Annotated in this window: 35 protein-coding genes; 33 read left to right on the top strand and 2 right to left on the bottom strand. The window is 34.8% G+C overall.

All coding sequences use genetic code 11. From position 1 onward, the window contains the following. From rpsS to ctlX, 29 genes are all read left to right on the top strand, one after another. Window positions 1–279: a 30S ribosomal protein S19 gene (rpsS, locus tag ACNQGO_RS02210; protein WP_007136562.1), complete on the top strand. Its 279-nt coding sequence runs from the start codon at window positions 1–3 to the stop codon at window positions 277–279. A 6-nt stretch (window positions 280–285) separates the two neighbouring features. Beyond that, window positions 286–699 (top strand): 50S ribosomal protein L22, encoded by a 414-nt coding sequence (rplV, locus tag ACNQGO_RS02205; RefSeq protein ID WP_309609085.1) that lies wholly within the window; start codon window positions 286–288, stop codon window positions 697–699. Between the two features lie 5 nt (window positions 700–704). Beyond that, on the top strand, window positions 705–1,463 hold the full coding sequence (gene rpsC, locus ACNQGO_RS02200) for a 30S ribosomal protein S3 (RefSeq protein ID WP_417944005.1): 759 nt from the start codon (window positions 705–707) through the stop codon (window positions 1,461–1,463). Window positions 1,464–1,482: 19 nt separating this feature from the next. After that, window positions 1,483–1,908, top strand: coding sequence for a 50S ribosomal protein L16 (gene rplP / locus ACNQGO_RS02195; RefSeq protein WP_007803637.1), 426 nt, complete (start codon window positions 1,483–1,485; stop codon window positions 1,906–1,908). 13 nt (window positions 1,909–1,921) lie between these two features. Beyond that, window positions 1,922–2,113, top strand: a complete 192-nt coding sequence (gene rpmC / locus ACNQGO_RS02190) for a 50S ribosomal protein L29 (RefSeq protein WP_035668115.1) — start codon at window positions 1,922–1,924, stop codon at window positions 2,111–2,113. 17 nt (window positions 2,114–2,130) lie between these two features. Continuing rightward, complete coding sequence (rpsQ, locus tag ACNQGO_RS02185) at window positions 2,131–2,391, top strand: 30S ribosomal protein S17 (protein ID WP_066081027.1); 261 nt, start codon at window positions 2,131–2,133, stop codon at window positions 2,389–2,391. 2 nt (window positions 2,392–2,393) lie between these two features. After that, on the top strand, window positions 2,394–2,762 hold the full coding sequence (gene rplN, locus ACNQGO_RS02180) for a 50S ribosomal protein L14 (protein WP_026717863.1): 369 nt from the start codon (window positions 2,394–2,396) through the stop codon (window positions 2,760–2,762). Window positions 2,763–2,773: 11 nt separating this feature from the next. Continuing rightward, entirely contained in the window at window positions 2,774–3,088 is a 315-nt protein-coding gene (rplX, locus tag ACNQGO_RS02175) for a 50S ribosomal protein L24 (RefSeq protein WP_188049962.1), read from the top strand. 2 nt (window positions 3,089–3,090) lie between these two features. Further along, window positions 3,091–3,642 (top strand): 50S ribosomal protein L5, encoded by a 552-nt coding sequence (rplE, locus tag ACNQGO_RS02170; protein WP_309609082.1) that lies wholly within the window; start codon window positions 3,091–3,093, stop codon window positions 3,640–3,642. 3 nt (window positions 3,643–3,645) lie between these two features. Next, window positions 3,646–3,915: a 30S ribosomal protein S14 gene (rpsN, locus tag ACNQGO_RS02165; RefSeq protein WP_026707007.1), complete on the top strand. Its 270-nt coding sequence runs from the start codon at window positions 3,646–3,648 to the stop codon at window positions 3,913–3,915. A gap of 96 nt (window positions 3,916–4,011) precedes the next feature. Further along, window positions 4,012–4,410, top strand: a complete 399-nt coding sequence (gene rpsH / locus ACNQGO_RS02160; protein WP_039110221.1) for a 30S ribosomal protein S8 — start codon at window positions 4,012–4,014, stop codon at window positions 4,408–4,410. Between the two features lie 18 nt (window positions 4,411–4,428). Then, window positions 4,429–4,971, top strand: coding sequence for a 50S ribosomal protein L6 (rplF, locus tag ACNQGO_RS02155; RefSeq protein ID WP_417944006.1), 543 nt, complete (start codon window positions 4,429–4,431; stop codon window positions 4,969–4,971). 11 nt (window positions 4,972–4,982) lie between these two features. Then, window positions 4,983–5,333, top strand: a complete 351-nt coding sequence (rplR, locus tag ACNQGO_RS02150; protein WP_039110219.1) for a 50S ribosomal protein L18 — start codon at window positions 4,983–4,985, stop codon at window positions 5,331–5,333. A 6-nt stretch (window positions 5,334–5,339) separates the two neighbouring features. Next, window positions 5,340–5,867, top strand: coding sequence for a 30S ribosomal protein S5 (gene rpsE, locus ACNQGO_RS02145; protein WP_035668102.1), 528 nt, complete (start codon window positions 5,340–5,342; stop codon window positions 5,865–5,867). 12 nt (window positions 5,868–5,879) lie between these two features. Further along, complete coding sequence (gene rpmD / locus ACNQGO_RS02140; protein ID WP_035668100.1) at window positions 5,880–6,062, top strand: 50S ribosomal protein L30; 183 nt, start codon at window positions 5,880–5,882, stop codon at window positions 6,060–6,062. An 11-nt stretch (window positions 6,063–6,073) separates the two neighbouring features. Beyond that, entirely contained in the window at window positions 6,074–6,526 is a 453-nt protein-coding gene (gene rplO, locus ACNQGO_RS02135) for a 50S ribosomal protein L15 (protein WP_417944008.1), read from the top strand. Window positions 6,527–6,539: 13 nt separating this feature from the next. Further along, entirely contained in the window at window positions 6,540–7,886 is a 1,347-nt protein-coding gene (gene secY / locus ACNQGO_RS02130; protein WP_417984023.1) for a preprotein translocase subunit SecY, read from the top strand. A gap of 3 nt (window positions 7,887–7,889) precedes the next feature. Next, entirely contained in the window at window positions 7,890–8,105 is a 216-nt protein-coding gene (infA, locus tag ACNQGO_RS02125) for a translation initiation factor IF-1 (RefSeq protein ID WP_007136545.1), read from the top strand. A gap of 12 nt (window positions 8,106–8,117) precedes the next feature. Beyond that, window positions 8,118–8,234 carry a type B 50S ribosomal protein L36 gene (gene ykgO, locus ACNQGO_RS02120; protein ID WP_008992256.1) on the top strand — a complete coding sequence of 39 codons (117 nt, stop codon included), beginning with the start codon at window positions 8,118–8,120 and terminating at the stop codon, window positions 8,232–8,234. 2 nt (window positions 8,235–8,236) lie between these two features. Beyond that, window positions 8,237–8,611, top strand: a complete 375-nt coding sequence (gene rpsM / locus ACNQGO_RS02115) for a 30S ribosomal protein S13 (protein ID WP_091203660.1) — start codon at window positions 8,237–8,239, stop codon at window positions 8,609–8,611. Window positions 8,612–8,619: 8 nt separating this feature from the next. Further along, window positions 8,620–9,003, top strand: a complete 384-nt coding sequence (gene rpsK / locus ACNQGO_RS02110; RefSeq protein ID WP_024981527.1) for a 30S ribosomal protein S11 — start codon at window positions 8,620–8,622, stop codon at window positions 9,001–9,003. Between the two features lie 92 nt (window positions 9,004–9,095). After that, window positions 9,096–9,701: a 30S ribosomal protein S4 gene (gene rpsD, locus ACNQGO_RS02105; RefSeq protein ID WP_282711735.1), complete on the top strand. Its 606-nt coding sequence runs from the start codon at window positions 9,096–9,098 to the stop codon at window positions 9,699–9,701. Between the two features lie 21 nt (window positions 9,702–9,722). Continuing rightward, entirely contained in the window at window positions 9,723–10,715 is a 993-nt protein-coding gene (locus ACNQGO_RS02100) for a DNA-directed RNA polymerase subunit alpha (RefSeq protein WP_039110214.1), read from the top strand. 63 nt (window positions 10,716–10,778) lie between these two features. Continuing rightward, window positions 10,779–11,258, top strand: a complete 480-nt coding sequence (rplQ, locus tag ACNQGO_RS02095; protein ID WP_417969101.1) for a 50S ribosomal protein L17 — start codon at window positions 10,779–10,781, stop codon at window positions 11,256–11,258. A gap of 170 nt (window positions 11,259–11,428) precedes the next feature. Next, window positions 11,429–12,529, top strand: coding sequence for a glutamine-hydrolyzing carbamoyl-phosphate synthase small subunit (carA, locus tag ACNQGO_RS02090; protein ID WP_417969102.1), 1,101 nt, complete (start codon window positions 11,429–11,431; stop codon window positions 12,527–12,529). 376 nt (window positions 12,530–12,905) lie between these two features. Beyond that, window positions 12,906–14,198 carry a phosphopyruvate hydratase gene (gene eno / locus ACNQGO_RS02085; protein WP_417969103.1) on the top strand — a complete coding sequence of 431 codons (1,293 nt, stop codon included), beginning with the start codon at window positions 12,906–12,908 and terminating at the stop codon, window positions 14,196–14,198. A gap of 154 nt (window positions 14,199–14,352) precedes the next feature. Continuing rightward, window positions 14,353–15,636: a citrate synthase gene (locus tag ACNQGO_RS02080; protein ID WP_417984022.1), complete on the top strand. Its 1,284-nt coding sequence runs from the start codon at window positions 14,353–14,355 to the stop codon at window positions 15,634–15,636. A gap of 64 nt (window positions 15,637–15,700) precedes the next feature. Next, complete coding sequence (locus ACNQGO_RS02075) at window positions 15,701–16,615, top strand: dimethylarginine dimethylaminohydrolase family protein (protein ID WP_417984021.1); 915 nt, start codon at window positions 15,701–15,703, stop codon at window positions 16,613–16,615. Between the two features lie 55 nt (window positions 16,616–16,670). Beyond that, window positions 16,671–17,606 carry a citrulline utilization hydrolase CtlX gene (gene ctlX, locus ACNQGO_RS02070; RefSeq protein ID WP_417984020.1) on the top strand — a complete coding sequence of 312 codons (936 nt, stop codon included), beginning with the start codon at window positions 16,671–16,673 and terminating at the stop codon, window positions 17,604–17,606. Between the two features lie 47 nt (window positions 17,607–17,653). On the opposite strand, the gene ACNQGO_RS02065 is transcribed toward ctlX, so the two are convergent. Further along, window positions 17,654–18,286, bottom strand: coding sequence for a MarC family NAAT transporter (locus ACNQGO_RS02065; protein WP_309759602.1), 633 nt, complete (start codon window positions 18,284–18,286; stop codon window positions 17,654–17,656). A 142-nt stretch (window positions 18,287–18,428) separates the two neighbouring features. Here ACNQGO_RS02065 and ACNQGO_RS02060 point away from each other — a divergent pair, with 142 nt between their 5' ends. Continuing rightward, window positions 18,429–18,797: a CoA-binding protein gene (locus ACNQGO_RS02060; protein WP_309759605.1), complete on the top strand. Its 369-nt coding sequence runs from the start codon at window positions 18,429–18,431 to the stop codon at window positions 18,795–18,797. A 320-nt stretch (window positions 18,798–19,117) separates the two neighbouring features. Here ACNQGO_RS02060 and ACNQGO_RS02055 read toward each other — a convergent pair whose 3' ends face one another. Then, on the bottom strand, window positions 19,118–20,626 hold the full coding sequence (locus tag ACNQGO_RS02055) for a sodium:solute symporter (protein ID WP_417984019.1): 1,509 nt from the start codon (window positions 20,624–20,626) through the stop codon (window positions 19,118–19,120). A gap of 145 nt (window positions 20,627–20,771) precedes the next feature. On the opposite strand from ACNQGO_RS02055, the gene recR reads away from it, so the two are divergent. The 3 genes from recR (at window position 20,772) to ACNQGO_RS02040 (ending at window position 24,724) form a co-directional block, all read left to right on the top strand. Further along, window positions 20,772–21,392 (top strand): recombination mediator RecR, encoded by a 621-nt coding sequence (gene recR / locus ACNQGO_RS02050; RefSeq protein ID WP_417984018.1) that lies wholly within the window; start codon window positions 20,772–20,774, stop codon window positions 21,390–21,392. Between the two features lie 71 nt (window positions 21,393–21,463). Beyond that, a complete protein-coding gene (locus ACNQGO_RS02045) occupies window positions 21,464–22,252 on the top strand; it encodes a polysaccharide biosynthesis/export family protein (RefSeq protein ID WP_417984017.1) in 789 nt (262 codons plus the stop codon). A 15-nt stretch (window positions 22,253–22,267) separates the two neighbouring features. Beyond that, the gene (locus tag ACNQGO_RS02040; RefSeq protein WP_417984016.1) at window positions 22,268–24,724 is read left to right on the top strand and encodes a polysaccharide biosynthesis tyrosine autokinase; all 2,457 of its coding nucleotides are present in this window, start codon (window positions 22,268–22,270) and stop codon (window positions 24,722–24,724) included. Window positions 24,725–24,730: the final 6 nt, after the last annotated feature.

The following is a 24,730-nucleotide window of genomic DNA, read 5'->3' as shown; positions in this document are numbered from 1 at the left end:
ATGGCACGTTCATTAAAAAAAGGACCTTTCGTTCATTATAAGTTAGACAAGAAAGTTCAAGAAAACATTGCAGGTGGAAATAAAGGAGTGGTTAAGACATGGTCTAGAGCTTCTATGATTACTCCAGACTTTGTTGGACAAACTATCGCAGTTCATAACGGTCGTCAATTTGTACCAGTTTACGTAACAGAAAACATGGTAGGTCACAAATTAGGAGAATTTTCACCAACTAGATCTTTTAGAGGTCATGCTGGAGCAAAAAATAAAGGTAAAAAATAAGAAGCAATGGGAGTTCGTAAAAGAGAAACAGCAGATGCAAGAAAAGAGGCTAATAAGTCTTTGGCCTTCGCAAAGTTAAATAACTGCCCTACTTCACCTAGAAAAATGCGCTTAGTAGCAGATCTAGTAAGAGGTCAGAAGGTAGAAAGAGCATTAAACATCTTAAGATTTAGTTCTAAAGAGGCTTCACGAAAATTAGAGAAATTGGTTTTATCTGTTATTGCCAACTGGCAAGCAAAAAACCCAGATGCTAATATGGAAGAGGCTGGTTTATTTGTTAAAACGATTACAGTTGATGGTGGAATGATGTTGAAAAGACTTCGTCCAGCTCCACAAGGTCGTGCACACAGAATAAGAAAACGTTCTAATCACGTAACAATCGTGCTTGGAGCTATCAATAACACACAAAGCAATTCTTAAGCAGTATGGGACAAAAGACAAATCCAATTGGAAACAGACTTGGTATCATCAGAGGATGGGACTCAAACTGGTATGGTGGAAATGATTACGGTGATAAACTTGCCGAGGATCACAAAATCAGAAAGTATATCCATGCTCGTTTATCAAAAGCTAGTGTATCTAAAGTAATTATTGAGAGAACTTTAAAACTTGTAACCGTTACTATCACTACTGCTAGACCTGGTATCATTATTGGGAAAGGTGGACAAGAGGTAGACAAGTTGAAAGAAGAACTTAAAAAAGTTACTGACAAAGAGGTCCAAATCAACATTTTTGAAATTAAAAGACCTGAACTTGACGCGTATCTAGTTGCTACAAGCATCTGTCGTCAAATCGAAAGCAGAATTTCTTACAGACGTGCAATCAAAATGGCAATTGCTGCTTCTATGCGTATGAACGCTGAAGGTATCAAAGTTTTGATTTCTGGTCGTTTGAATGGTGCTGAGATGGCTCGTTCAGAGGGTTTCAAAGAAGGTAGAATTCCTCTATCAACTTTCAGAGCTGATATTGATTATGCTTTGGCTGAAGCTCATACTACTTATGGTAGAATGGGTATCAAAGTATGGATCATGAAAGGTGAAGTTTATGGAAAGAGAGATCTTTCTCCGCTTGCTGGAATGGACAAAAAACAATCTGGTACTGGTGGTAAAGGTGGTGATTCTCCAAGAGGAGATAGAAAGCCTTTTAATAAAGGTGGTAAACCAGACGCTCGTAAACGAAAGTAAATTTTTAAACTAAAGTAAAATGTTACAGCCTAAAAGAACAAAATACCGTAAGGTACAAAAAGGTAAAATGAAAGGGAATTCCCAAAGAGGACATGAACTTTCTAATGGAATGTTTGGTATTAAATCTGTACATGAAGATGGAATGTTCTTAACTTCTCGTCAAATAGAAGCTGCGCGTATTGCTGCAACTCGTTTTATGAAAAGAGAGGGACAGTTATGGATCAAAATATTTCCAGACAAACCGATCACCAAGAAACCTCTTGAGGTACGTATGGGTAAAGGTAAAGGTGCAGTTGAGTATTGGGCTGCCGTTGTTAAACCCGGAAGAATTATGTTTGAAGTTGGAGGAGTACCTTTGTCAGTTGCAAAAGAGGCGTTACGTCTTGCGGCTCAAAAGCTTCCAGTAAAAACTAAATTTGTCGTTGCTAGAGATTTCGAAGCATAATTTATAGTATATTATGAAACAATCAGAAATAAAAGATCTTTCTGCAGCGGAGTTGCAAGAAAAACTTAGCCAGACTAAGAAGGCATATGCCGACCTAAAAATGGCTCACGCTATTTCTCCAATTGAGAATCCACTTCAAATTAGAAGTGTAAGAAGAACAGTTGCAAGATTAGCTACGGAACTTACTAAAAGAGAGTTGCAATAATTGTAATCTGCTGAAAGATGGAAGAAAAAAGAAATTTAAGAAAAGAAAGAGTTGGTGTTGTGACTTCAGACAAGATGGATAAATCTATCGTAGTTGCTGAAGTGCGTAAAGTAAAACACCCATTATACGGTAAGTTCGTGTTGAAAACTAAAAAGTATCATGCACACGACGAAATGAACGACTGTAACATTGGAGATACTGTAAGGATTAGCGAAACGCGTCCTTTGAGTAAAACAAAATGTTGGAGGTTAGTTGAAATCTTAGAAAGAGCTAAATAATTATGGTACAACAAGAATCAAGACTAAAAGTAGCAGATAACACTGGAGCAAAGGAAGTTTTAACTATCCGTGTTTTAGGAGGTACCAAAAGAAGGTATGCCTCTGTTGGAGACAAGATTGTAGTTTCTATCAAAGATACAGCACCTAACGGAAGCGTTAAAAAAGGAGCTGTTTCAACTGCAGTTGTTGTACGTACCAAAAAAGAAGTAAGAAGAGCCGATGGTTCATACATTAGATTTGATGACAACGCATGTGTGTTATTAAATGCTGCTGGTGAAATGAGAGGAACTCGTGTTTTTGGTCCGGTAGCAAGAGAACTTCGTGAAAAACAATTCATGAAAATTGTATCATTAGCACCAGAAGTGCTTTAATTCGTTTTAAGATGATAAAGCTAAAAATAAAATCAGGTGACATCGTAAGAGTAATTGCTGGAGACCATAAAGGTGCTGAAGGTAAAGTTTTACGCGTGTACAAAGAGAAAAACAAAGCGATTGTTGAAGGTGTAAACATGGTTTCAAAACATACGAAACCAAGTGCAAAAAGCCCTCAAGGTGGTATCGTAAAGAAAGAAGCTTCTATACAAATATCTAACATTTCTTTAATTGATCCTAAAACTAAGGAAACAACTAGAGTAGGAATTAGAGTAGAAGGAGATAAGAAAGTAAGATTTTCAAAAAAATCTAATCAAGTACTATAGTAATGGCGTATATACCTAGACTAAAAGAAGAATATAAGAGCAGAGTAATTGCTGCTCTTAAAGAAGAATTCGGATACGTAAACGTAATGCAAGTTCCAAAATTGGAAAAAATCGTTTTAAGTAAAGGAGTTGGTGCAGCTGTATCTGATAAGAAACTAATCGACTATGCAGTTGAAGAGTTAACAAAGATCACTGGACAGAAAGCAGTATCTACTATTTCAAAGAAAGACGTTGCGTCATTCAAATTGAGAAAAGGAATGCCTATTGGAGCAAAAGTTACTTTGCGTGGAGAAAGAATGTATGAGTTTTTAGATAGACTTATTACTTCTGCTTTACCACGTGTTAGAGATTTTAGCGGAATTAAAGCTACTGGTTTTGATGGAAGAGGAAACTATAATCTTGGTGTTTTGGAGCAAATCATTTTCCCAGAAATTGATATTGACAAAGTAAACAAAATATCAGGAATGGATATTTCATTTGTTACTTCTGCAAAAACAGATAAAGAAGCAAAATCATTATTGGCTGAATTAGGTTTACCTTTTAAAAAGAATTAAGATATGGCTAAAGAATCAATGAAAGCCCGTGAGGTTAAGAGAGAAAAAACGGTAGCAAAGTATGCTGAGAAAAGAAAAGCTTTGTTAGAAGCTGGAGATTTCGTAGGTTTGCAAAAATTACCGAAAAACGCTTCGCCTGTTCGTTTGCACAATCGTTGTAAATTAACTGGTAGACCTAGAGGATATATGCGTCAATTTGGTATTTCACGTGTTACATTTCGTGAGATGGCAAATAACGGATTGATCCCAGGTGTTAAAAAAGCATCTTGGTAGACGTAATTAATTTACGTTAACAAAACATTTTTATAAATTGGTTAAAGGTTCATAGGATGAGTATCCTATGAAAACCATAACCGCAAATTAATGCACATGTATACAGATCCTATTGCAGATTATTTGACAAGAGTTCGTAACGCTGTGGCTGCAAACCATAAAGTTGTTGAAATTCCTGCATCTAATCTAAAAAAAGAAATAACCAAGATCCTATTCGATCAAGGTTATATCTTGAGTTACAAGTTTGAAGACAACGCTGTACAGGGTTCAATCAAGATTGCTTTGAAGTATGATAAAGATACTAAAGAGTCTGTAATTAAAGATATCCAAAGAATTAGTAAACCGGGTTTACGTAAGTATTCAGGTTCTTCATCAATCCCTAGAATTCTTAACGGATTGGGAATTGCTATTGTTTCCACATCAAAAGGTTTGATGACAGGAAAAAAAGCCAGACAGTTAAATGTTGGTGGTGAAGTAATTTGCTACGTTTACTAATCATTAAAATAGTAGAAGATGTCAAGAATAGGTAAAAATCCGGTTGTAATCCCTGCTGGTGTAACTGTTGAAGTTGCAAATGGTATTATTACAGTTAAAGGAAAGAATGGTCAGCTTACACAGGAGTTCTCGGACGTTACTGTAACAGTTGAAGATGGTCAAGTTCAAGTTGAAAGATCGTCTGATCATAAAGATCAAAGAGCAAAGCATGGTTTATACAGATCTTTAATCAATAATATGATTATCGGTGTAAACGAAGGTTTTACAAAATCTTTAGAGTTAGTTGGAGTTGGTTATAGAGCTTCCAATCAAGGACAAAAATTAGATTTGGCACTTGGTTTTTCACATAATATTGTATTAGACATTGCTCCAGAAGTGACGTTAGAGACGATTTCTGAAAAGGGGAAAAACCCAATTGTGAAATTAACATCATTTGACAAACAACTTTTAGGTCAAGTTGCTGCGAAAATCAGAGGTTTCCGTAAGCCTGAACCGTACAAAGGAAAAGGTGTTAAATTTGTAGGTGAAGTATTAAGAAGAAAAGCAGGTAAATCAGCTTAAAAAATAAGATTATGTCATTAACAAAACCTGAAAGAAGACAACGTATTAGATTCAGAATTAGAAAAACAATTAGTGGTACTGCTACTAATCCACGTCTATCTGTATTTAGAAGTAACAAAGAAATTTATGCTCAACTTATTGATGATGTAAATGGAGTTACTTTGTTGGCGGCTTCTTCAAGAGAAAAAGAAATAGGTAACGGTACGAATATTGAAGTTGCTACAGCGGTTGGAAAACTAGTTGCTGAAAAAGCTTTAAAAGCTGGGATAGACGTAGTAACTTTCGATAGAGGAGGTTATTTATATCACGGACGTATTAAATCATTAGCGGAAGGCGCAAGAGCGGCTGGACTTAAATTCTAATATAGTATGTCTAATAGTAAATACAAGAATGTAGAGTTAGTAAAACCAAGTGGTCTTGAATTAAAAGATCGTTTGGTAAGTGTTAATCGTGTTACTAAGGTTACAAAGGGTGGTAGAGCTTTTGGTTTTTCTGCTATTGTAGTTGTAGGTGATGAAAATGGAGTGGTTGGACACGGATTAGGAAAATCTAAAGATGTTTCTGAAGCAATTGCGAAAGCAGTAGAAGATGCTAAGAAAAATTTAGTTAAAATTCCTTTGAATGGTCAATCAGTTCCTCACGAACAAAAAGGTAAATTTGGTGGTGCACGTGTATTCTTGATTCCTGCCTCTCATGGTACAGGGGTTATTGCTGGTGGAGCTGTTCGTTCAGTTCTTGAGTCAGTAGGAATTCATGATGTATTGTCTAAATCTCAAGGATCTTCAAATCCTCACAACGTAGTGAAAGCAACTTTTGATGCTTTATTACAAATGAGAAGCGCTTATACTGTTGCAAAACAAAGAGGTGTTTCTTTAGAAAAAGTTTTTAAAGGTTAATTCAAGGAAATTATGGCTAAATTATTAGTAAAACAAGTTAGAAGCAAAATCAACTGTCCTCTTACTCAAAAGAGAGGATTAGAAGCTTTAGGTCTGCGTAAAATGGGACAAGTTGTAGAGCATGATTCAAACCCTACAATCCTTGGGATGATAAATAAAGTTAAACACTTAGTTTCTGTTGAAGAAACTAAATAACAAATACTGTTATGAATTTAAGTAACTTACAACCTGCTGAAGGTTCTACACACAATCAAAATAAAAGATTAGGTAGAGGAGAAGGTTCTGGAAAAGGTGGTACTTCTGCAAGAGGTCACAAAGGAGCAAAATCTCGTTCTGGTTATTCTAAAAAGATTGGTTTTGAAGGAGGGCAAATGCCACTTCAAAGACGTGTGCCTAAGTTTGGTTTCACAAACATCAATCGTAAAGATTACGAAGGTGTCAATCTTGATACACTGCAACTTTTGGTTGATAATGGTGTTATTAAAGATACTGTTGATATGACAGTTTATGTTGCTAATCGTTTGGCTACTAAAAATGAAATCGTTAAGATTTTAGGTAGAGGTGAATTGACAGCAAAATTAAAAGTAACCGCTCACAAATTTACTGCTACTGCAAAAGCTGCTATTGAAGCTGCTGGTGGAGAAGCTGTAATAATGTAATTTTTCAATTAATATGAAGAAATTTATTGAATCAATAAGCAATGTTTGGAAAATTGAGGAACTAAAAAATAGAATCCTGATTACATTGGGTTTGCTATTAGTGTATCGTTTTGGTGCACAAGTTACTCTTCCAGGTATTGATGCTACACAGTTAGGTAATTTAGCTGGGCAAACTAAAGAAGGAATTGGTTCAATTCTTGACATGTTTACTGGAGGTGCATTCTCTCAAGCTTCTGTTTTTGCTTTGGGAATTATGCCTTATATTTCGGCCTCTATTGTTGTTCAGTTAATGGGAATAGCTATTCCTTATTTGCAAAAACTACAAAGTGATGGGGAAAGCGGTAGAAAAAAGATTAATCAAATTACGCGTTGGTTGACAATTGGAATTACTTTAGTTCAAGGCCCAACTTACATCTATAATTTATATAGAACGTTACCTAGTAATGCATTTTTATTGGGTTTCAATTCATTTGAATTCTTATTTTCATCGGTAGTTATTCTGGTTACAGGTACTATTTTTGCTATGTGGCTTGGAGAAAAGATTACAGATAAAGGAATTGGGAATGGTATTTCTTTGTTAATCATGGTTGGGATTTTAGCTAGATTACCTCAAGCTTTTATTCAAGAGTTTACAACAAGAGTTACCAATAATAATGGTGGTCCGATGTTGTTGGTTATTGAAATTATCATTTGGTTATTAGTTATCATTTGTTGTGTACTATTGGTTATGGCGATCAGGAAAATTCCTGTTCAATATGCACGTCGTACAACGTCAGGTGATTTTGAACAAGACATGCTGGGTGGAAACAGACAATGGATTCCTTTGAAGCTTAACGCTTCTGGAGTTATGCCGATCATTTTTGCGCAAGCAATTATGTTTATTCCAGCTGCCTTAGCAGGTTTATCTAAATCAGATACATCGCAATCAATTGTTGGTGCGTTTAGTAATATGTTCGGGTTTTGGTATAATTTAGTATTTGCAACTTTAATAATTGTATTTACTTTCTTTTATACTGCAATTACGGTTCCTACTAATAAAATGTCTGATGATTTAAAGAGAAGCGGTGGTTTTATTCCAGGTATTAGACCAGGGGTTGAAACTTCAGATTATCTTGATAAAGTGATGTCATTGATAACTTTTCCAGGATCTTTATTTCTTGCTTTAATAGCTGTGTTCCCAGCAATTGTTGTAAGTCTTATGGATGTTCAACAATCTTGGGCAATGTTTTTTGGAGGTACTTCATTAATAATTATGGTTGGTGTTGCCATAGACACGATGCAGCAAATAAATTCATACTTGTTGAATAAGCATTATGATGGTTTGATGAAAAGTGGTAAAAATAGAAAAGCAGTAGCTTAATTTATGGCAAAACAATCAGCAATAGAACAAGACGGATCCATCATCGAAGCATTATCAAATGCGATGTTCCGTGTAGAGTTAGAGAATGGACATATTGTGATCGCACATATTTCTGGAAAAATGCGTATGCATTATATCAAGTTATTACCTGGTGATAAAGTGAAACTAGAAATGAGCCCTTACGATTTGTCAAAAGCAAGAATTACTTATAGATATTAAAGGATATTCAAAATGAAAGTTAGAGCTTCAGTAAAAAAGAGAAGTCCCGAGTGCAAAATTGTGCGAAGAAAAGGGAGATTGTACGTAATAAACAAAAAGAATCCTAGATTTAAACAAAGACAAGGATAATTATGGCAAGAATAGCAGGGGTAGATATCCCAAAAAATAAGAGAGGTGTTATTGCACTTACCTATATCTTCGGATTAGGAAAAAGTAGAGCTGTTGAGATTTTAGAAAAAGCTCAAGTTAGCCAAGATAAAAAAGTTCAAGATTGGAATGATGACGAGATCGGAGCAATTCGTGAAGCGGTATCTACTTTTAAAATTGAAGGAGAATTGCGTTCTGAAGTTTCTTTAAACATCAAACGTTTAATGGATATTGGTTGTTATAGAGGTATTCGTCATAGAACTGGTCTTCCTTTAAGAGGACAAAGAACTAAGAACAACTCTAGAACTAGAAAAGGTAAAAGAAAAACTGTTGCAAACAAGAAAAAAGCAACTAAATAATAAGTAATATGGCTAAAGCAACTGCAAAAAAACGTAAAGTTATCGTTGAATCAACGGGAGAAGCTCATATTTCTGCTACTTTTAACAATATCATCATTTCTTTAACTAATAAAAAAGGTGAAGTTATTTCTTGGTCTTCAGCTGGAAAAATGGGTTTTAGAGGTTCTAAAAAGAACACTCCATATGCAGCCCAAATGGCAGCAGAAGATTGTAGTAAAGTAGCTCTTGAAGCTGGATTGAAAAAAGTAAAAGTGTATGTAAAAGGACCAGGAAACGGACGTGAGTCTGCTATTCGTTCCTTACATAATGGTGGAATTGAAGTTACAGAAATTATTGATGTTACTCCAATGCCTCACAACGGATGTCGTCCTCCTAAAAGACGTAGAGTTTAATACTCAAAAAAAAATATAGTATAACCAAGATTGAATATCGATTATTGAAGGATCAGACCTGAATTCATAATCTCAATCTTAAACAATTTAAAATGGCAAGATATACTGGTCCTAGTACAAGAATCGCTCGTAAATTTGGCGAGGCGATTTTCGGAGACGATAAAGCTTTCGAAAAAAGAAATTACCCTCCTGGGCAACACGGGATGGCTAAAAAAAGAGGAAAAAAATCTGAGTTTGCTATTCAGTTAATGGAAAAGCAAAAAGCTAAATATTCTTACGGAATTTTAGAAAAACAATTCAGAGGGTTGTTCAAAAAAGCATCAGCTACCAAAGGTGTTACTGGTGAGGTTTTATTACAGTTGTGTGAAGCAAGATTAGATAATGTTGTTTTTAGAATGGGTATCGCTCCTTCTAGAAGAGGTGCACGTCAGATCGTTTCTCACAGACACGTCACAGTTAACGGTGAAGTAGTTAATATTCCTTCTTACCACCTTAGACCTGGTGACAAAGTTGCAGTTCGTGAAAAATCTAAGTCATTAGAAGCTATCGAACGTTCTTTATCAAATTCAAGTCATGTTTATGAATGGATTACATGGAATAATGATATCAAAGAAGGAACATTCGTTTCTGTACCTGCGAGACTTCAAATTCCAGAAAACATTAAAGAACAATTAATCGTAGAGTTGTACAACAAATAATAATTGACTTAGTCGAAATTTATGGCAATATTTAATTTTCAGAAGCCCGATAAAGTTATCATGATCGATTCAACCGATTTTGAAGGTAAGTTTGAATTCAGACCTTTAGAACCTGGTTACGGATTGACCGTTGGTAATGCACTTAGAAGAGTTTTGCTTTCAGCATTAGAAGGTTATGCAATAACATCTGTTCGCATTGAAGGTGTAGATCATGAGTTTTCTACTATTTCAGGAGTTGTTGAAGACGTTACCGAAATTATCCTTAATCTTAAACAAGTGCGTTTTAAACGTCAAATTGAAGATATCGATAATGAATCAGTAACTATATCTGTTTCAGGTAAAGATCAATTAACAGCTGGTGATTTTCAAAAGTTTATTTCAGGTTTCCAAGTTTTGAATCCAGAACTAGTTATCTGTAATCTTGACAGTAAGATCAAACTTAATTTTGATTTAACTATCGAAAAAGGTAGAGGATACGTTCCTGCTGAAGAGAACAAAAAACAAAACGCTGCAATTGGAACTATTTTTACAGATTCTATTTTTACTCCAGTAAAAAATGTAAAATATGCTATTGAAAACTTTCGTGTAGAGCAAAAAACAGATTATGAAAAATTAGTTTTTGAAATCAAAACTGATGGTTCAATCAATCCAAAAGATGCCCTTACCGAAGCTGCAAAAGTTTTAATTCACCATTTCATGTTGTTTTCTGATGAAAGAATTACACTCGAGGCTGACGAAATTGCACAAACAGAATCGTATGATGAAGAGTCATTACACATGAGACAGTTGCTTAAAACTAAGCTTGTTGATATGGATCTTTCTGTAAGAGCATTAAATTGTTTGAAGGCGGCTGAAGTTGATACCCTTGGTGATTTAGTATCTTTTAATAAAAATGATTTAATGAAATTCCGAAATTTCGGTAAAAAGTCTTTAACTGAGCTTGATGAACTTGTTGCAGTTAAAAATTTGAACTTCGGTATGGATTTAGCAAAATACAAACTAGATAAAGAATAAATTACTTCATATTTTGATCTCCAGAGTGGATAGTATCAAGATGAAAGTATAAAAAAACACGTCATGAGACACGGAAAAAAATTCAATCACCTTAGCAGACAAACTGCACATAGGAAATCTATGTTAGCTAATATGGCTTGTTCTCTTATTGAGCACAAGCGTATTAATACTACAGTTGCTAAGGCGAAAGCGCTTAAACAATTTGTTGAGCCATTAATTACAAAGTCTAAAGCTGATACTACACACAATCGTCGTATCGTTTTTGCTTACTTGCGTAGTAAATATGCTGTTACTGATTTATTCAGAGATGTTGCTGCAAAAGTAGGAGATCGTCCAGGTGGATACACACGTATCATTAAAGTTGGAAATCGTTTAGGAGATAATGCTGATATGGCAATGATCGAATTAGTAGATTTCAATGAACTTTACAATGGAGGTAAAAAAGAAGTGAAAAAAGCTAAAAGCCGTCGTGGTGGTAAAGCTAAAAAAGCTGACGAAGCTCCTGTTGCTGAAACAGAATCTACTACTGAGTCTGCTGAGTAATTATGAAAATAATCATTCAATAAAAATCAAGGATAAGCTATTTATAGTTTATCCTTTTTTTTTATCCTTATATATTTAATTTTTTAAAAGAGTTACTTAAAGTTTTCTTTTAAAAGAAATAGGTTTTTAACACCTTTTAATTTATAGTTCACTACGAAAACACAATACTAATGAAATACACAACACGACATTCTGCTATTCTTTTACTAAGTGATGGAACCATTTTTCATGGAAAATCAATCGGGATTAGTGGAACTTCTTTTGGAGAAGTTTGTTTTAATACTGGTATGACTGGATATCAAGAGATTTTTACAGATCCTTCTTATTACGGACAGTTAATGGTTACTACTAATGCACATATTGGTAACTACGGTGTTAATGAAAATGAAGTTGAATCAGATTCTATTAAGATATCAGGTTTAATTTGCAAAAATTTTAGTTTTAATTATTCTCGCCCTGATGCTTCAGAAAGTTTAGAAGTATACTTTAAAAAACAAAATCTGATTTGTATTTCAGATGTTGATACTAGAGCTCTAGTAAATTATATACGAGATAATGGCGCAATGAATGCTGTAATATGTACGGATGGAACTTCTGTTGATGATCTTAAGTTAGCCTTATCGAAAGTTCCTGATATGAAAGGTCTTGAACTGGCATCTAAAGTATCCTCTTCGATCCCCTATTTTTATGGCGATGAAAAATCAAAATATAAAATCGCAGCTTTAGACTTGGGGATTAAAAAAAATATACTTCGTAATTTAGCTAAAAGGGACTGTTATATTAAGGTTTTTCCTTATGATGCTACTTTTGAAGATTTACAAGCGTTTAATCCTGATGGTTATTTCTTATCTAATGGACCTGGTGATCCTGAGCCGCTTTTGGGTGCAATTCAAGTTGCAAAGGAAATATTGGCCAACAATAAGCCATTATTTGGAATTTGTCTTGGTCATCAAGTAATTGGTTTGGCTAACGGTATTTCAACTTACAAAATGTTTAATGGGCACAGAGGGATTAATCATCCTGTGAAAAATTTACTGACGGGAAAAGGGGAAGTTACTTCTCAAAATCACGGTTTTGCTGTTAATAAAGAAGAATTGGATAACCATCCTGATTTAGAAATTACACATCTTCATCTCAATGATGGAACGGTTGCTGGAATGCGCATGAAAAACAAGAATTGTTTTTCGGTACAATACCATCCTGAAGCAAGTCCGGGACCCCATGATTCTTCCTATTTATTTGATCAATTTATTGAGAATATGAAAGGTTAATATTTTTAATTTATAGATAGAAAAGAGGTTGACTTGAATTTGAGTCGATCTCTTTTTTTTTACATTGTTTCATTTAGAAGTTGTTTCTGTCATTGAACTCTTTGCTTTTTGGATGAATGCGATAGTTAAATTCAATTGAATTATTCTTTTTATTGTGTGGTGACTTTATTTGTTTCTAGTAGTAGTTTTTAATTATTTCTGCCGGTTTTATTTTTTAATCCAGAAGCATATTTTTTTTAATTAACTTAAAAAGTATTTAAAAATTTGTTTAGTAGACTAATTATAACGTTTTCGTTAATAACATTCATTATTTTCATAATGTGATTCCAAAAGTTAGAATATATTTGTATTTGTAAAATATTTTAAAATCTAGTATATGAGTATTATAATCAAAATTCACGCAAGACAAATTTTTGATTCAAGAGGAAATCCTACTATTGAAGTAGATGTAATAACAGACAACGGAGTTTTAGGAAGAGCTGCAGTGCCTTCGGGCGCATCAACTGGCGAGCATGAAGCTGTAGAGCTTCGTGATGGTGGAAAAGCATATCTCGGAAAAGGAGTTTTGAATGCGGTGAAGAATGTAAATACGATTATCGCTGAGGAACTCGTAGGTGTTTCTGTTTTTGAGCAAAATCAAATTGATCAGATGATGATTGATTTAGATGGTACTCCAAACAAGTCAAACTTAGGAGCAAATGCTATTTTAGGTGTTTCTTTGGCCGCAGCCAAAGCTGCTGCAAATGAATTAGGATTGCCTTTGTATCGTTATGTTGGCGGTGTTTCTGCAAATACTTTGCCAGTGCCTATGATGAACATTATCAACGGTGGCTCTCATTCTGATGCGCCAATTGCTTTTCAAGAATTTATGATTTTTCCTGTAAAAGCGACTTCATTTTCTCACGCGATGCAAATGGGTACTGAAATTTTTCATAGCTTGAAAAAAGTTTTGCACGATAGAGGACTTTCAACGGCTGTTGGTGATGAGGGTGGTTTTGCACCAAACTTAGCTGGAGGAACAGAAGACGCTTTAGACACGATTAAAAAAGCTGTAGAAGCTGCAGGATACACTTTTGGAGATGAAATCATGATTGCCTTAGATTGTGCAGCTGCAGAGTTTTACTCAAATGGGAAATATGATTATTCTAAATTTGAAGGAGAAACCGGCAAAGTGAGATCTTCCGCAGAGCAAGTAGATTATTTAGCCGAATTGGCAGCTAAATATCCAATTATTTCTATCGAAGACGGAATGGATGAGAATGATTGGGACGGGTGGAAATTGCTTACGGAAAGAATAGGTGATAAAGTACAATTAGTTGGAGATGATTTGTTTGTTACAAACGTAGAACGCTTGTCAACAGGAATCGATAAAGGAATCGCAAATTCCATACTTATTAAAGTGAATCAAATTGGAACTTTAACAGAAACAATAGCTGCGGTAAACATGGCTAAAAATGCTGGTTATACCTCTGTTATGTCTCATCGTTCTGGTGAAACGGAGGATAATACAATTGCTGATTTAGCGGTAGCGCTAAACTGTGGTCAAATAAAAACAGGTTCAGCATCTCGATCAGATCGTATGGCAAAATACAATCAATTGCTTAGAATTGAGGAAGAATTAGGTAATTCTGCTTATTTCCCTGGTAAAAATGCATTTAAGATAAAATAATTTTAATTATTTCTTGATGAAAGCCATTCACTTCTCGTGAGTGGTTTTTTTTTGTAATATTTAACAGTTTCATTGTTGTATTCTCTTTTTAATTATTGTTTAATTCCTTAGATTTGGGAAATTATTATTTTAAAAGTTTATTTCCAATTATATTATGTCAAAAATAGCAACATTAGAAATTGATGGTCAAAAATTTGAACTTCCTGTTATTGTAGGGAGTGAAAATGAAGTTGGCGTTGATATTAACAAATTACGTGATTTGTCTGGAGTGATCACTCTTGATCCTGGATACAAAAATTCAGGTGCCTGTACTAGCGAAATTACTTTTCTTGACGGTGAACTAGGAATTCTTCGTTACAGAGGATATTCAATAGAAGATTTAGCAGCAAAAGGACATTTTCTAGAAGTATCTTATTTAGTTATTTTTGGTGAGTTGCCAACTGCAGCGGAATTAGAAAATTTTGAAACCAACATCAGAAAATATACTCTAGTCAATGAGGAAATGAAAAGCATCATTGATGGTTTTCCTAAAACAGCACATCCAATGGGTGTTTTATCTGCATTGACAAGCGCATTAACAGCTTTTAATCCAAAGTCAGTAAATGTAGAGAATGAAAAGGAAATGTATGAGGCAGTGTGTAAAACCATGGGTAAATTCTTGGTTATTGCAACTTGGACATACAGAAAAAGTATTGGTTATCCTTTGAATTATTATGACAATACCAAAGGATACGTAGAAAACTTTATGCGATTAATGTTTGAATTGCCTACTGGACCCTACACGCCAAATCCGGTAGTTATTGATGCTTTAGATAAATTATTTATTCTTCACGCAGATCATGAACAAAACTGTTCTACCTCTACAGTAAGAATGGTAGGGTCCTCACATGCAGGATTATTTGCTTCTATCTCAGCAGGAGTTTCAGCACTTTGGGGACCTTTGCACGGTGGAGCGAACCAAGCCGTACTGGAAATGTTAGAAGAGATTCATAGAACTGGTGGTGATGCAGATAAATATTTGGCCAAAGCCAAAGACAAAAATGATCCATTCCGTTTGATGGGATTCGGTCACAGAGTTTACAAAAATTTCGATCCAAGAGCGAAAATTATCAAAAAAGCAGCTGATGAAGTGTTGTCTACTTTAGGGGTTGATGATCCAATTCTTGCTATTGCAAAAAAATTAGAAGAATCTGCACTTGTTGATGAGTATTTTGTTTCAAGAAAATTATATCCAAACGTAGATTTCTATTCTGGAATTATTTACAGAGCTTTAGGAATTCCTACTGATATGTTTACAGTTATGTTTGCTATTGGGCGTTTACCAGGTTGGATTGCACAATGGAAAGAAATGAGAGAAAATAAAGAACCAATAGGAAGACCAAGACAGATTTATACTGGACACCCTTTGAGGGATTTTAAAACATCCGACAAAAGATAAATTCACTTTAAAAAGCTTCACTATTTTGTGAAGCTTTTTTTATATTTGTCAAAAGCTAAAACACATGTTAGAGTTAAACATATATAATGAAACATCCCGCCTTCGAGCTGTAGTGCTAGGTTTAGCAAATAACAACGGACCGACACCGACTGTTAATGAAGCGTATGATCCAAAATCATTAGAGCATATTATAGCAGGTACATATCCAACGGAGAAAGATATGATCGATGAAATGGAAGCTTTTAGTGCTGTTTTAAAAAAATATAACGTAAAGGTGTATCGACCTGAAATGATTGAAAATTACAACCAAATCTTTAGCAGAGACATCGGTTTTGTAATTGATGATATTTTTATAAAGTCTAATATTTTGCCCGATCGTGAACGAGAGCTCGATGCTATTCAATATCTAATAGAAACTATTAATCCAGAAAAAGTGGTTCGTCCACCAGAGGAGGTTCATATAGAAGGTGGTGATGTGATGTTGTGGAATAATTATATTTTCGTGGGAACTTATAAAGGAAGCGACTATAAAGAATACATTACTGCACGAACCAATTTACATGGTGTGCAGTACCTCAAGGATTTATTTCCAAATAAAATTGTTAAAGAATTTGACCTCGTAAAGTCAAAAATTGAAGCTAGAGACAACGCCTTGCATTTAGATTGTTGTTTTCAACCTGTAGGAAATGATAAAGGGATTATTTATAAAAATGGTTTTCGGGAAGAGGCTGATTACTTATTTCTAGTTGGTCTTTTTGGAAAAGAAAACCTATTTCACCTAACTAGAGATGAAATGTACCATATGAATTCTAATATTTTCTCCATTGATACCCATGTTGTGGTTTCTGAACGAAATTTTACGCGACTCAATAATTGGTTGCGTGAAAATGGCTTTGTGGTCGAAGAAATTCCATATGCCGAAATTGCAAAACAAGAAGGATTGCTGCGATGCTCTACTTTGCCTTTAATTAGAGAATAATTTTGTAGAAACACACTGCAGTGCGTCTCTACAAAAATAAAAAAAATAAAATATCATGAAACAAACTACCAATTCTATTTTGATGATTCGCCCAGTTGCGTTTAGAATGAACGAGCAAACTACAGTCAATAATTATTATCAAAAAGTATTACATGGACTTTTACCAGCAACAGTAAATGCTAAAGCACAACAAGAATTTGATGCTTTTGTAGAAAAATTGACTGCTGTTGGGGTTGATGTCACGGTTGTTGATGACAGCCTTGATATAGATACTCCCGACAGTATTTTCCCGAACAACTGGATTTCATTTCATGAAAATGGCGATGTAGCCTTATACCCAATGTTTGCTGAGAATCGCCGAGCAGAACGTCGTGAGGATATATTAGATCTGCTTGAAGACAAAGGTTTTGTGATAAATAATATCGTTGATTATACAAGTGCTGAGGAAGATGGCTTTTTCTTAGAGGGAACAGGAAGTTTGCTCTTGGACCGAACCAATTCAAAAGCATATTGTGCTCTTTCACCGCGAGCAGACGAAGAATTATTTATTGAATTCTGTGAAGATTTTGATTATGCACCCGTTATTTTTGAAGCCTTTCAAACTGTAGATTCAGAACGAAAATTGATTTATCATACCAACGTCATGATGTGTCTGGGAGAAACGTTTGCTGTAATTTGTTCGGATTGTATCGATGATAAGAAAGAACGTAAAATGGTGCTGGATAACTTAAAAGAAAACGGGAAGGAAGTCATTTTAATTACCGAGTCTCAAATGAATAATTTTGCTGGGAACATGTTGGAACTTCGTGGAGCAAGTGACAAACGCTATTTGGTTATGAGTGCTGCGGCACATCAAGTATTAACTCCCAAGCAGATCGAACAGCTTGAAAAACATGCTGAAATTTTGAGTTCTAGTTTAGATACCATTGAAGCCTGTGGCGGAGGAAGTGCCCGATGCATGATGGCTGAAATTTTCTTGCCAAGAAAATAATAAAAAAAGGCGGATAGGATTAAATTCTTATCCGCCTTTTTTTATTTCTATATCGAGAGATTCCCTTTTATAATATTGATAATTGCACTCACAATATATTGTATTCCTATCGCAATTACAATGAATCCTACAATTCTTGAAATCGCTATAATCCCAGACGCTCCCAGTATTTTAGCGAGATAATGAGCACTTTTTAGAATGATAAAAATGGCAACTGCAATGGCAAGAATCGCAATTGAGGAAATAATAATTTCCATTGTCGTGTTGTGTTCTTGATAAAATGCGATTAGTAATGAGATTGATCCAGGTCCAGCTAGCATGGGTATTGCCAGCGGGGTCAAGGCAATATCATTTCGTTGTTGTGCATCCGTTTCGGCTTTTTTATTGATACCTCGTTTCTTAGTGAATTTCCCTGAAAGTAGTGAAAAACCCGAACTTACAATAATAATTCCGCCCGCAATACGCAATGCATCAATGCTAATTCCGAAAAAAAGCAGGACGTATTGTCCGATAAAAAAGGACACAATTAGAATTATAAATACATTTATAGCTGTCCATAATGAAATTCTAGAACGCTCTTTTTTGGTATCATTTTGCGTTAGACCCACAAAAATAGGTACAGTCCCTATTGGGTTTAAAACAGAGAAAAGAGCAACGAACAGATAAATAAATAGGTCCATATTTGTTATTTGAGATTGTAAAAATACTCTTTTTTTGTTTTTTAATGTTAGGCTAATGTTTTTATTACAGCAGCAACTAAACCTTAAAATTACCAATCGAATAAACCTTTTTGATTACTTTTGTCAAATATATTACTTAAAAATGACAAAGAATAAAAAAACACTAGTACTTGGAGCGACAACGAAACCGGAACGCTACGCCTTCAAAGCGGTAAGCATGTTGGTCGATAAAGGACATTCAGTGCTTGCATTGGGACAAAATGCGGGCGAAGTAGCAGGTGTCAAAATCCAGACGAAAGCCATTCCATTAAAAAACATCGATACGGTTACCCTATATTTAAACCCAACGCGCCAGCGCGATTATTACAATTATATCGTAGAGGCCAAACCCAAACGTGTGATCTTCAATCCAGGTACTGAAAATCCAGAATTCTATCAATTATTGAAATTGAATGACATAAAAGTAGAAGTTGCGTGTACGTTAGTTTTGTTAACGACTAATCAATATTAGTTTTTGAAGCTATTTCCTGCTATCCATTTCAATCTTTTGATAAAACAGTATTTTTCTATATAAATAAAGGAGCTTCCGTTGGTCGCTCTTTTTTTATGAGAAAAAACAACTGTTTTATTCAAAAGGATTTCCATTTTTATCAGGGCTAGGGCTCAAGTATGCAACACAAGCAGTAGAGAAACAATTCTTTCAGCGCGCTGTTTTGTAAAGTTCAACAGTGAAAATTTCTAAATGAATGTAGCAACTTAAAAGTAAGCCTAGATTACAATTGCCAATAGGAATTTTTTAATTACTGGCAAATTTCATCGATGAAATCGTAATTAAAATCGAGTTACACGTTCAGCTTTTTTACTAATCAGCAGGAGTCCCAGAAATGTGATCAGTCCGTTTATAAGAATCAATTCATTATCGAATACATAACCCCATAATAACGTTTTTGAATTCTCGCTGATCAAGAACGTAATAGCTGGTGATGCTAAACAAACTAAAGGGACAAATTTATCTTTCACTGTTTTTGATTGTACTACTAATCCAAAGCAATACAATCCTAAAAGTGGACCATAGGTATACGAGGCAACCCGAAAAATCATACCCACCACAGAACTATCGTTGATCGCATTAAATAAAATTATGACCAAAAACATTAGGAACGAAAAAGCGATGTGAACAACATGTCTCGTACGCACCACATTAGGTTTGTTACGATTCTCTTCTTTGTCCATTCCTAAAAAATCAATGCAAAACGAGGTTGTAAGTGCCGTTAATGCAGAGTCTGTTGTAGCAAAGGTTGCTGCGGTTAAACCCAATAAGAAAATTATAGATGGAATTAGCGCCAAATGATTAAAAGCTATTTCAGGGAAAAGCAAATCGGTTCTGGGCTTTCCAGTGACTAAATCTGTTGGTACTTCAATTCCGTTTTTAGCAGCGTAAATATAAAGTAAAGCCCCTACGCTAAGAAAGAATATATTAATCACGACAAAAATCCCCGTAAAAGTGAACATGTTTTTTTGGGCTTCGCCAATTGTGGCACAACTTAAATTTTTCTGCATTAAATCCTGATCCAAACCTACCATGGCGATGGTAACGAATATTCCACCCACGATCTGTTTTACAAAATGGAATTTACTGCTGATGAAATCTTCAAAAAAGAAGACTTTAGAGTAGTTGCTGTTTTTCACGGCTTCAAAAGCTTCAATAGCAGAGAAATCTAAACTGTTGCAAATAAATACTATCGTCAAGAAAACCGAAGTAACTAGAAAAAATGTTTGTAAAGTATCGGTGATAATGATCGTTTTTAATCCGCCACGATAGGTATATGCAAATATCAATGCCAAGGAAATGAGCACCGTCATGGCAAAAGGAATACAATAGAAATCAAAAACAAAACGTTGTAAAACAATCACCACTAGATACAGTCGGAAAGCCGATCCTATGGTTCTGCTAATTAAGAAAATAGTAGCGGCGGTTTTATAGGAATAAACACCAAGTCGTTGTTCAATATACCCATAAATAGAAGTCAGGTTCATCCGGTAATACAAGGGTAGTAGTACTTTTGCAATGATAATAAAGCCAATGGCATTGCCTAAAACAAATTGAAAATATTTAAATTGTTCCCCATTTGGAGCACCAACTTCCCCCGGAACAGAGATAAAAGTTACTCCAGAAAGTGCTGTTCCAATCATCCCAAAAGCAACTAAGTACCATTTAGAGTTTTTATTGGCTTTAAAAAACGCTTCATTTCCGTTATCTTTTTTGCTCACTGTGTAGGAGATGAAGAATAAAATTCCAAAATAAACGATTATGAGAGTTAAAATGGTGCTTGGAGTCATTGCAGTTTTTATTTGAAGCCAAAATACGATTTTTTGGTTAATTCGTTTATTGGTTATTTCGTTTGTTTGAAATAGGATCAATTTACAGCTTCTATTAAACAAATAACCAATGGAACAAATCAACTAATTAACTACTTTTGTGGTTATGGAATTCTCATCAAAACTCATAGAAAAAGCAGTCAATGAAATGTCTCAGTTGCCAGGAATTGGTAAGAGGACAGCACTGCGATTGGTATTGCATTTATTAAAACAACCCAAGGAACAAACCGGTTTTTTATCGCAAGCCTTAGTTGCGATGCGTGAAGATATTAAGTATTGCAACAGCTGTCATAACATCTCAGATAGTGAGCGGTGTGAGATTTGTGCTAATCAAAGCAGGAACCACCAAATTATCTGCATTGTAGAAGATATTCGGGATGTGATGGCCATCGAAAACACCGGACAGTTTAGAGGGATTTATCATGTTTTAGGTGGCAAAATATCTCCAATTGACGGAGTGGGTCCTAGTCAGTTGAACATCACTACGCTTGTTGAAAAAGTAAAATCAGGTAGTGTGATTGAAGTGATTTTTGCTCTGAGCTCCACCATGGAGGGTGATACCACAAATTTTTATATTTACAAACAAATTGGGGAAAGTGCCATAATCATGTCTACAATTGCCAGAGGGATATCAGTGGGAGACGAGCTGGAATATGCTGATGAAGTTACCTTAGGAAGAAGTATTTTGCAAAGAGTACCTTTCGAAAAATCGTTCAAAAATAATTAATCCAGATAATGAGCAGCGAAGCTTTTTAAATACTAAATGAAAAGCTATATTTGTTTATAAAATAGTAAAAAATGAGCAAATCCGTACTCTATTTGTTGTTAGTTAGTCTGTTGTTTACTTCTTGTATTCCAACTCAGGATTTAATTTACCTTCAGAATAAGAACAATTCCGATGCTGCGAATAGCATTTCGGCTGTAGAGTCAAAACCGTACAGGTTGCAAACCAATGACATTATAAGTATCAATATTAAAGCTATAGATCCTAAATTAGTAGCGATGTTTAGTCCTAATAATGAAGGAACTATGTCAGATAAATCAGATTCAGGACTTTATTTTGATGGTTTTACAGTTGATGATCATGGAGCTATTAGAATTCCTATTTTGGGGGAGCTAAATGTTATTGGTTACACCTTAGAAGAGATTCGAGTGCGAATTGAAAAGCAACTCCTAGCGGAATATTTTAACAAAGAAGCTAATATTTTTGTTACCGTGAAATTAGGCGGTCTTAGATTTACCATCAACGGAGAAATAGCAAGTCCAGGTACTAAAACTTTATTTCAAGAGCAAGTCACTATCATGGAAGCTATTGCAAATGCTGGTGACATCACGATTACTGGCGATCGAAAAGCCGTAACCGTGATGCGAAAAACACCTACCGGAGTTGTTATGCACGATTTAGACCTTACAGATATCAATGCAATGAAATCCCCTTTTTATTATTTGCAGCCCAATGATTATATTTACATAAAACCACTCAAGCAAAAATCTTGGGGGACTGGAAAGACAGGAATAGAATCTCTAGGAACTATTATTACCTTGTTGTCTTTGGCAACAACTACTTTTTTGCTTTTAAAAAATTAAAACAGCGCCCAAAATATGCTAGATTTAAAAGATTTTTCGATTTTTGAAAACCAAGTCAGTTTTGACTTTAAGGGGTTTTTAATAAAAATCGGGAGTTATTGGAAGTGGTTTTTGATAAGTCTACTCATTACTTTTACCATTGCCTATCAGGTGAATGTTCGTAAAGAAAAAATATACGGCATGGATACGCTTATTTCTGTGAAAGAAGAAAGCAATCCTTTGTTTACATCCAATACCAGTTTGGTCTTTAATTGGGGTGGGACTTCAGATCAAGTTCAGACCATTACCACTACTTTGCAGTCCAGATCTCATAATGAACTGGTGGTTGATAAATTGCAATTCTACATTAATTATCTGGTACAAGGAGAATACAATTTAATAGATGGATATGGATCGGTTCCCTTTCATGTAACCATAGATAAATCAAAAGGACAAGTATCAGGCACTTTAATTGGGATTAAATTTATTAATGAAAACACGTATGAAATTACCATTCCATTTCAGAGTCAGAGTGCTTCTTTAATTACGTATGCTGATCATTCATACAGTACTACAGCAGTAGCGGCAGAAGATTTTGTTCAACGATATAAAGTAGGCGAAAAAGTGTCGTTGCCTTTTTTGAATTGGACGTTAGAAATAAATGAAAATCCTGGTTTTTATAAAGGAAATGAATATTTTGTACAGTTTAATGATTTTGACGCAACCGTTGGAACCTATAGAGGGATCAATGTAAAATCAGATGACAAAGGCAGTTCGATAATCACTTTAGCAATGCAAGGCCCAAATAAAGCTAGAATGGTCGAATATTTGAATGCCACCGTCAAGATGCTTATAAAAAGGCAGTTGGATGGTAAGAACCAATTTGCTACCAATACGATAGCTTTTATTGATAGTACGTTAGTGGCCATGGAGTCGCAGCTTAAGGAAACGGGAAACGAATTAAAATCCTTTAGAAAAGGTAAAAATATATACAACATAGAGGAAGGTGGTTCTAAGTTTTCTGAAAAGATTTTGGGCTTTGATGTTCAAAAAGATGAGATAAATCGTAAAATAGCTTATTACAATTCGTTGAAAGCATACTTAAAAAGTAGCGTAAACTATGCTAAACTTCCTGCGCCAACTGTAGCAGGGATTGACGATCCCAATATTGTTGTGAATGTGTCTAAGTTAATCGCTTTATCTACGCAGCGTTCTGAAATGGCTTATGCTGTAAAAAGCGATAAAATATTCAAGGATTTTGATAATCAAATGGAGGCCATTAAAAATGTTTTGTTAGAAAATATTGCTTCGGCCAAATCGGCTTTACAATATGATTTGGCTATGATAAGTAGTAAAATAAATGAAACTGAAAGCACGATAAAACAACTTCCAGAGGATCAGCAAGAACTTATTAAAATCAAACGGAAATATGATTTAAGTGATAATATTTACAGTACGTTCCTTCAAAAAAGAAGCGAAGCAGATATTGTAAAAGCAGCCAACTTATCGGATGTGCATTTTATTGATCCTGCAAAAGATGTAGGAGGCGGACTTATCGGGCCCAAAACTTCTGTTAATTATATCTTGGCTTTGTTTCTGGGAATACTGATTCCATTAATTTTTGTATTTACTATTTTCTTTATCAATAATGCTGTTCAAAATGCAGAGGATGTCAGTAAAATGACAAAGCTTCCATTGATAGGAATTGTTGGTTTAAATAAGGAAAGCTCCGACTTAGCTGTTTTTGACAGACCAAAATCGGCGTTATCAGAATCTTTTAGAGCCATTCGATCTTCGCTACAATTTTTATACAAGCAACAAAATTTAGACGGTGCAAAAACACTAATGATTACCTCTTCAGTAAGTGGGGAGGGAAAAACATTTTGCGCTATAAACATTGCTACCGTTTTTGCCTTGAGCGAAAAAAAGACGGTTGTATTAGGATTGGATCTAAGAAAACCAAAGCTGTTTGCTGAATTTAATTTGTCTAATGAAGTGGGGATAGTCAATTATTTAATCAAACAAAAAACGATCGATGAGATAACAAACCATACGCACATTCCATTTCTGGACGTTATATTGTCGGGACCAATTCCTCCAAATCCCTCGGAGATGATCATGAGCGAAGGTATGGGCGAATTGATAGAAGAGCTGAAGAAAAAATACGATTATATTATTCTAGACACACCGCCAGTAGGTTTGGTGTCTGACGCTTTAGAGTTGGTTCAATATTGTGATGTAACCTTATATATAGTAAGGCAGAATTTCACTAAAAAAGACATGATTACTTTATTAAACAATAGAGTAAAAAGAGGTGAATTGCAAAACGCCAGTATCATTTTGAATGGTTTAGAAAACAAAGCAAAATATGGTACAGGATACGGCTATGGGTACGGCTATGGAAACTATGCAAATGGATATTACGAAGAAGAGAGAGCCAAAAAGTGGTATCAAAAAATTGGAGAGAAAATCCTAAAGAAACAAATAAAGTAATTTTTT

It is taken from the genome of Flavobacterium frigidum, from assembly GCF_048286735.1.
Lineage (GTDB): Bacteria > Bacteroidota > Bacteroidia > Flavobacteriales > Flavobacteriaceae > Flavobacterium.
Note: the sequence above shows the minus strand (reverse complement) of the source record. Positions and strands in the feature narration are given on the sequence as shown.